Source organism: Methylobacterium sp. WL103, assembly GCF_008039885.1.
GTDB lineage: Bacteria > Pseudomonadota > Alphaproteobacteria > Rhizobiales > Beijerinckiaceae > Methylobacterium > Methylobacterium cerastii.
In genome coordinates, this window is record NZ_VRUX01000207.1 from 1 (window position 1) to 6,849 (window position 6,849).

Annotated in this window: 6 protein-coding genes; 3 read left to right on the forward strand and 3 right to left on the reverse strand. The window is 70.6% G+C overall.

Annotation, left to right across the window (positions count from 1 at the left end; translation table 11 throughout):
• Positions 1 to 253: 253 nt before the first annotated feature.
• A complete protein-coding gene (gene lysA / locus FV222_RS13720; protein WP_147761914.1) occupies positions 254 to 1,522 on the forward strand; it encodes a diaminopimelate decarboxylase in 1,269 nt (422 codons plus the stop codon).
• A gap of 15 nt (positions 1,523 to 1,537) precedes the next feature.
• Here the strand turns inward: lysA and FV222_RS13725 are convergent, their stop codons facing one another.
• Positions 1,538 to 3,010: a SulP family inorganic anion transporter gene (locus FV222_RS13725; protein ID WP_147814668.1), complete on the reverse strand. Its 1,473-nt coding sequence runs from the start codon at positions 3,008 to 3,010 to the stop codon at positions 1,538 to 1,540.
• Between the two features lie 222 nt (positions 3,011 to 3,232).
• Entirely contained in the window at positions 3,233 to 4,276 is a 1,044-nt protein-coding gene (locus tag FV222_RS13730) for a low specificity L-threonine aldolase (protein ID WP_147761916.1), read from the reverse strand.
• Between the two features lie 342 nt (positions 4,277 to 4,618).
• Between FV222_RS13730 and rpsU the strand changes: the two genes are divergently transcribed.
• Entirely contained in the window at positions 4,619 to 4,939 is a 321-nt protein-coding gene (rpsU, locus tag FV222_RS13735) for a 30S ribosomal protein S21 (RefSeq protein ID WP_147752611.1), read from the forward strand.
• Between the two features lie 152 nt (positions 4,940 to 5,091).
• Here rpsU and FV222_RS13740 read toward each other — a convergent pair whose 3' ends face one another.
• Positions 5,092 to 5,484 carry a response regulator gene (locus FV222_RS13740; protein ID WP_147761917.1) on the reverse strand — a complete coding sequence of 131 codons (393 nt, stop codon included), beginning with the start codon at positions 5,482 to 5,484 and terminating at the stop codon, positions 5,092 to 5,094.
• A 335-nt stretch (positions 5,485 to 5,819) separates the two neighbouring features.
• Here FV222_RS13740 and FV222_RS13745 point away from each other — a divergent pair, with 335 nt between their 5' ends.
• Positions 5,820 to 6,611 (forward strand): class II glutamine amidotransferase, encoded by a 792-nt coding sequence (locus FV222_RS13745; protein ID WP_147752609.1) that lies wholly within the window; start codon positions 5,820 to 5,822, stop codon positions 6,609 to 6,611.
• Positions 6,612 to 6,849: the final 238 nt, after the last annotated feature.

The window sequence follows — 6,849 nt, forward strand, 5'->3', positions numbered from 1 at the left end:
AGCTGCCGCCATCCGCGCTCGCCCCCGCTTCCGGCACCGAGGCGCCGGTGGAGACGAGCCGCGGCGCCAAGCGCGGCTACCGCATCCCGAAGGATCCCTTCATCCTCGATCCGCTGCTCTAGGCCGCCGCCCGCGCGGCGGACCGCACGCACCGTCACCAAACCTTGCTCTCTCGCCTCGGGGCGAGGTTCCCCCGCGGGCGGGATCACGAGCCGAACGGCGGATCTCGACGCTTCCCGGACACGGCCGAACGATGCACCATTTCCAGGATCGCGGCGGACGCCTGCACGCCGAGGACGTCGACCTGACGGCCTTGGCCGAGCGCGTCGGCACGCCGTTCTACTGCTACAGCACCGCCACCCTGGAGCGGCACTACCGCGTGTTCGCCGATGCCTTCGCCGGCGACGACGCGCTGGTGTGCTTCGCGATGAAGGCGAACTCCAACCAGGCCGTGCTGGCGACGCTCGCCCGCCAGGGCGCCGGCATGGACATCGTCTCCGAGGGCGAGCTGCTCCGCGCGCTCCGCGCCGGAGTCGAGGCCCGCAAGATCGTGTTTTCGGGCGTCGGCAAGACGCAGGACGAGATGGCGGCGGCGCTGAAGGCCGGCATCTTCTGCTTCAACGTCGAGAGCGAGCCGGAGCTGCTCGCGCTGTCCGCGGTGGCGACCAGCCTCGGGATCGACGCCCCCGTCTCGATCCGCGTCAACCCGGACATCGACGCCGGCGGCCACGCCAAGATCTCGACGGGCAAGTACGAGAACAAGTTCGGCATCCCGATCACGCGCGCGCCCGCCGTCTACGCCCTGGCCGCGACGCTGCCAGGCCTCGCGATCCACGGCGTCGACATGCATATCGGCAGCCAGATCACCGACTTGGCGCCGTTCGAGAACGCCGCCCGCCTGCTCGCCGGCCTCGCCGGACGGCTGATCGCCGAGGGCCATCCGATCCGCCACATCGATTTCGGCGGCGGCCTCGGCATCCCCTATCGCGACGACAACGCCCCCCCGCCGGACCCGGCGGCCCTGGCCGCGACGATCCGGCCGCATTTCGCGCCCCTCGGTTTGCGCCCGGTCTTCGAGATCGGCCGGATGATCGCGGGCAACGCCGGCATCCTCGTCACCCGCGTGCTGTACGTGAAGGAGAGCGAGGGCCGCACCTTCGTCATCGTCGACGCCGCGATGAACGACCTGATCCGGCCGACGCTGTACGAGGCCTACCACGCGCTCCGGCCGGTCGAGGTGCCGGCCGCCGACGCGCCGCGGGTGACTGCGGATGTGGTCGGCCCGGTCTGCGAGACCGGCGACTACCTCGCCCTGCAGCGCGAGATGCCGCAGGTCGCGCCCGGCGCGCTGATCGCGGTGATGACCGCGGGCGCCTACGGCGCGGTCCAGGCCGGCACCTACAACACCCGCCGCCTCGTGCCCGAGGTGCTGGTCAGCGGCGCGCAGGCCGCGATCGTTCGCCCGCGCCAGACCTACGACGAACTGATCGGCCTCGACCGGATGCCCGACTGGCTCGCTTGAGGGTTCGCCGCCGCCTCAATGCCCCGGCGTCGCCACCGCGCCAGGCTTGTCGTGGGTGCCGAGGCGTTCGACCAGGGTCGCGCTCGCGCGGTTGAGGCCGACGATCTCGACCGCGCGGCCGTGGTGGCGGAACTTCAGCACCACCCGGTCGAGGGCGTTGATCGCGGTGATGTCCCAGAAATGCGCGGCCGTGAGGTCGAGCACGATCCGCTCGGCGTCGTCGCGGAAGTCGAACGCGCCGTGGAAGGCCTCGGCGGTCGCGAAGAACAGCTGACCGGTGACGACGTAGGTTCGGACCGCGCCCTCGCGCCGGCTCGCGACGTCGAACACCCGGGCGACCTTGCGCGCGAAGAACACCCCCGACAGCAGCACCCCGACGAGCACGCCGCGGGCGAGGTCGTGGGTCGCCACCACCACCGCGACGGTGGCGAGCATCACCACGCTCGACGAGCCGGGATGGCGGGTGAGGTCGCGGATCGAGCGCCAGGAGAAGGTCTGGAGCGAGACGAAGATCATCACCGCGACCAGCGCCGCCATCGGGATCTGCCGGACGTAGGCGCCGAGGACGAGGATCAGGAACAGCAGGAAGCAGCCGGCCCACAGGCAGGACAGCCGGCCGCGGGCGCCCGAGGTGACGTTGATCACCGTCTGGCCGATCATCGCGCAGCCGGCCATGCCGCCGAAGAAGCCGGAGACGATGTTGGCGGCGCCCTGGCCGAGGCATTCCCGGCTCTTGTCGCTGCCGGTGTCGGTCATCTCGTCGACGATCGCCGCGGTCATCAGGGATTCGAGCAGGCCGACCATCGCTACCGTGGCGGCGTAGGGCAGGATGATCCGAAGCGTCTCGAGGCTCAGCGGCACCTGCGGCAGCAGGAAGGACGGCAGGCTTGCGGGGAGCGCGCCCATGTCGCCCACCGTCCGCACCGGGAGCGCCAGCGCGATCGCGGCGATGGTCAGCAGGACGATGCAGACGAGGGGGGAGGGCACCACCTTGGTGAGCCGCGGCAGGCCGTAGATGATCGCCAACCCGATCGCCACCATCGCGTAGACGGTCGGCCCGCGCCCGATCAGCTCGGGCATCTGCGCGAGGAAGATCAGGATCGCCAGCGCGTTGACGAACCCGGTGATCACCGAGCGCGAGACGAAGCGCATCAGGTCGCCGAGGCGCAGCAGGCCGGCGCCGATCTGGATCAGGCCGGCGAGGATCGAGGCGGCGAGCAGGTATTGCAGGCCGTGCTCGCGCACGAGGCCGGCCATCACCAGGGCGGTGGCGCCGGTGGCCGCCGAGATCATCGCCGGGCGCCCGCCGACGATGGCGGTGGTGACCGCGATGCAGAACGAGGCGTAGAGCCCGACCTGGGGGTCGACGCCGGCGATCAACGAGAACGCGATCGCCTCGGGGATGAGGGCGAGCGCGACGACGGTGCCGGCGAGCAATTCGCGCGGCACGTGCGGGGCCCATTCGGCCCGCAAGGTCTGGAAGGTCATGCAATATGTCCGGCCCGCGCCAAGCTGGAGGCGGCGTGCGAGCCCAAAAAGAGGAGCGATCTCGAAGGGTGACGGTTCGACGGACCGCGTGCGCCGTCCCGCGGAGGCGGACGGCGTGGCGGCGGGGCGCGCTACGGCGGCGTCGTCGAGGACGGGCGGGCGTCTGTCGGAACCATGCGCCCTGTTAGACAGCCGCGCGCCGCGCGGCAACCCGTCGGCCGCTCAGGCCGACGCCGCGGCCACCGCGCGCAGGTCCGCGACCAGTTCCGCGACGCGTTCGCGCTTCGCGTCCCAGGCGAACATGAACCGGGCTCCGCCGCCGATGAAGGTGTAGAAGCGCCAGCCCCTGGTGCGCAGGCGCTCCATCATCTCCGTCGGCATCGCCAGGAAGACGGCGTTGGCCTCGACCGGAAACATCGGCGCGATCCCGGGCATGTCCGCCACCGCCGCGGCGAAGTCCTGGGCGCAGGCGTTGCCGTGCGCGGCGTTGCGGAGCCAGGCCCCGCTTTCCAGCATCCCGACCCAGGGCGCCGACAGGAAGCGCATCTTGGAGGCGAGCTGCCCCGCCTGCTTGCAGCGGTAGCCGAAATCCTCCGCCAGCGCGGGCTCGAAGAACACCACCGCCTCGCCGGCATGCATGCCGTTCTTGGTGCCGCCGAAGCAGAGCACGTCGACGCCCGCGCGCCACGTCATGTCCGCCGGGCTGCATCCGAGATGCGCGCAGGCGTTGGCGAAGCGCGCCCCGTCCATGTGCAGCGACAGGCCGAGGTCGCGGCAGGTGGCCGAGATCGCCTGCAATTCGGCCAGGGTGTAGACCTGTCCCGTCTCGGTCGGCTGGGTCACCGTCACCACCCGGACCTTCGGGAAGTGGATGTCCTTGCGGTTGGTGGCGAGCGCCCGGATCGCGTCCGGGGTCAGCTTGCCGCTTTCGGTGCGGACCGTGAGCAGCTTCGAGCCGTTGGAGAAGAATTCCGGCGCGCCGCACTCGTCGGTCTCCACGTGGGCGGCGTCGGCGCAGATTACGCTGTGGTAGGAGCGGCAGAGCGAGGCCAGGGCCAGCGCGTTGGCGGCGGTACCGTTGAAGGCGAAGAACACCTCGCACCGGGTCTCGAACAAGGTGCGGAAGGCGTCCGCGGCGCGTGCGGTCCAGGCGTCCTCGCCGTAGGCCGGCGCATGCCCGGCGTTGGCCTCCGCCATCGCCCCCCAGGCCTCCGGGCAGATGCCGGAATAGTTGTCGCTGGCGAATTGCTGCGCGTCGTCGTTCATCGGTCACCCCTGCCGTAGGACGATCGCCGTGTGGCCGCCGCCGTCCGGCAATCCTTGTGTGGTGTCGGCGCGAACACCCTACCAGAGCCGCGACTGAGGCTGCCCGGTCACAGTTCGCGCGGATCGCGTTCGCGTCGCCTATCCGGTTGGAACTCGCCGCCGCTTGGTGTAAGAGCCTGCCCAAGGTGCAGATCTGGTGCCGAATCGAGACGGTCCGAACCGCGTCCCGCCCGGGCGATCCCCGGGTCCGGGGCGCTGTCGGTTTCCCGCTCCGTCGCGGGCGTCTCGCCACCGACACCAACCGAATGCCACGTTCAAACTGGTTCTAGAGGATCCACTCCGTTGCAGGTACTCGTTCGCGACAACAACGTCGATCAGGCGCTCCGCGTCCTCAAAAAGAAGATGCAGCGCGAAGGCATCTTCCGCGAGATGAAGCAGCGCAAGGCCTATGAGAAGCCTTCGGTGCGCAAGGCGCGCGAGAAGGCCGAGGCCGTCCGTCGCGCCCGCAAGCAGGCCCGCAAGACCGCGATCCGCGAGGGCCTGATCGCCGCCCCGAAGCCGAAGCCCCGTTTCGGCGCCGGCGGCCCCCGTCGTCCCGGCTTCCCGTCGATGACCCCGTCGGCTCCGGCCGGTGGCGCTCCGGCGGCCCCCGCCGCCGAGTAAGTCGGTCCGGGCCGCGAGGCCCGTCGATCGCGATCCTCGAAAAAGCCCGGCCGCGCATGCGGACCGGGCTTTTTTCGTGCGCCGAAGGATGTTCGATCCCGTGAGATCGCGGACGACGCGTTCGGCGCCGTCCGGGTCGATCGAGCGAACGCTCAGGCGGCGCGGGCGGCTTCCGTCGCGTGCTCGGCCTGGACCAGCACGTCGAGGGCGCGCCACGGCTTCTGCATGAACACCGCTTGCGCCGGCATCCGCGCGTCGCCGACGGCATCGTAGCCCGAGGTCACCACCACCCGCACGTCCGGCCAGCGGCGCTCGACGGTGCTGGCGAGCGCGAGCCCGTCCATCGCGCCGGGCAGACGGATGTCGGCGAAGAGCAGCGCGACGGTGACGTCGTCGCGCTCCAGGATCGAGATCGCGGCCTCCGCGCTGTCGCAGGCGATCACCCCGAGGTCCGTCTCCTCCAGCACGGCGGCGGCGAGGTTGCGGACCGCGGCATCGTCCTCGACGACCAGGGCGACGGGACAGGGGGAGGGAGCGCGGTCCATGGGACCTCCTTCGCGAGATGTGAGGATGCGGTGATGCCTGACGGGTGGTGCGGCCTCGTGGCGAGCCGCTGATTCCCGATCCAAGCATGCTGCGCCGTCCGAAGCCGGGTAACAAGAGTCGGATTTCGTCTCATGCGCATGCCTGCCTTGCGACTGGTTTGGCGAGGATCCGTTCGGGACCGCACAAACTCTGTGTATGGTGCGGTGCGTTAGCGAACTGTTCACCATCGACATCTAAATGTTACGGTTCGGCGATGGCGCGGGACCGGGTTTGCCCGACAGGCAGATCCGGTGCGTTTCGCGGCCGTGCGATCAGCGAGAGGTTGGTCCCAAGCATGTGCCGCTTCCTGGCCTATAGCGGCGAGCCGGTTTTTCTCTCGGATCTCGTCTGCGCGCCCACCCACTCGCTCGTGCACCAGTCGCTGCACGCCGAGCAGGGGAAGACCGAGACCAACGGCGACGGCTTCGGCCTCGGCTGGTACGGCGAGCGACCGGAGCCGGGCGTCTATCGCGACATCTTGCCGGCCTGGTCGGACGAGAACCTCGTCAACCTGTGCGGGCAGGTCCGCGCGCGGACCTTCTTCGCCCACGTGCGCGCCTCGACCGGCACGGCGACCGCGCGGACAAACTGCCACCCCTTCGTCAACGGCCGCCACCTGTTCATGCACAACGGGCAGATCGGCGGATACCTGCGGATCAAGCGCCGCCTCGAGGCGCTGATCCCGGACGCCCTCTACGACGGGCGTCGCGGCAGCACCGACTCCGAGGCCCTGTTCCTGCTGGCCCTTGCCAACGGCCTTGCCGAGGACCCGGTCGGCGCCATGGCCAAGACGCTGGCGACCGTGCGCGATCTGATGCGGGGCGCCGGCATCACCGAGCCGCTGCGCTTCACTGCGCTCCTCACCGACGGCGAGGAGATCTTCGCCTATCGCTGGGCCTGCGATGCGCGGCCGCCGAGCCTGTACTACCGCCAGACCGAGACCGGGCTGGTGGTGGTTTCCGAGCCGATCGACGGCGCCAAGGAAGGCTGGCAGGTGGTGCCGAAGGGCGGCACGCTGCGCGCGCGCCGGGGGGGGGCGGTGACGGTGAAGGGTCCCGAGCCGGTCAAGCGCAGCATCACCGCCTGACGCGGACATCCGCTCGCGTTCGTTCCCCGCTCCGCCTTGCCCCCCGGGGCGCCGAGGCCGACATTGCCCCCGTCGCCGGCCCTCGCGGCTGGCCGGGCAGGGAATGCAAGCCGACATGTATCCGGACGTGAAGCTTCACATCGCCGGCGCCTGGGGCGCCGGCTCGGGCGGCGAGACGCTGCCGGTGCTCAACCCCGCCACCGGCGAGACCATCGGGCAGTGCGCGGTCGCCACCCAG

Bases quoted from the DNA above. Each gene is read 5' to 3' on its own strand.
- lysA (WP_147761914.1), top strand. From the start codon at position 254: ATGCACCATTTCCAGGATCGCGGCGGACGCCTGCACGCCGAGGACGTC.
- FV222_RS13745 (WP_147752609.1), top strand. From the start codon at position 5,820: ATGTGCCGCTTCCTGGCCTATAGCGGCGAGCCGGTTTTTCTCTCGGAT.
- FV222_RS13730 (WP_147761916.1), bottom strand. From the start codon at position 4,276: ATGAACGACGACGCGCAGCAATTCGCCAGCGACAACTATTCCGGCATC.
- FV222_RS13725 (WP_147814668.1), bottom strand. From the start codon at position 3,010: ATGACCTTCCAGACCTTGCGGGCCGAATGGGCCCCGCACGTGCCGCGC.
- FV222_RS13740 (WP_147761917.1), bottom strand. From the start codon at position 5,484: ATGGACCGCGCTCCCTCCCCCTGTCCCGTCGCCCTGGTCGTCGAGGAC.